Below are 275 nucleotides of genomic sequence, written 5' to 3'. Positions count from 1 at the left end.
GTTGCGTGGTATGATTCGTCTTTGTGTTAAGCTGGAATGCAAATAAATCGCATGGGGCATAACGGTCGCACCGATCACCCCAACCGCAAGCATAATGCTTTCTTTGTTGCCAAGCCAGGGTACAACACTGTGATAGGCAATTTGGCTTATTTCCGGTTTCGAAAGGATTGTCTCCACTAAGTAACATAAGCTAATCAGTATCGCAAAAGCGGCAATAAATTTTTCTAATGGCCGGAATCCATATTTCTCAAGTGTTAAAATAAAATACGTGACAA

Annotated in this window: 1 protein-coding gene; it reads right to left on the bottom strand. The window is 41.5% G+C overall.

Going from position 1 to position 275, the window contains the following annotated elements:
* Window positions 1-275, bottom strand: a 275-nt coding sequence (locus tag RYX56_RS22205; RefSeq protein WP_317124098.1) for an Nramp family divalent metal transporter, incomplete at both ends; no start/stop codon positions are given.

Source organism: Alkalihalophilus lindianensis (genome assembly GCF_032843265.1).
GTDB classification, from domain to species: Bacteria; Bacillota; Bacilli; order Bacillales; family Bacillaceae_D; genus Alkalihalophilus; species Alkalihalophilus lindianensis.
This window is presented reverse-complemented; position numbering and strand designations above follow the sequence as displayed.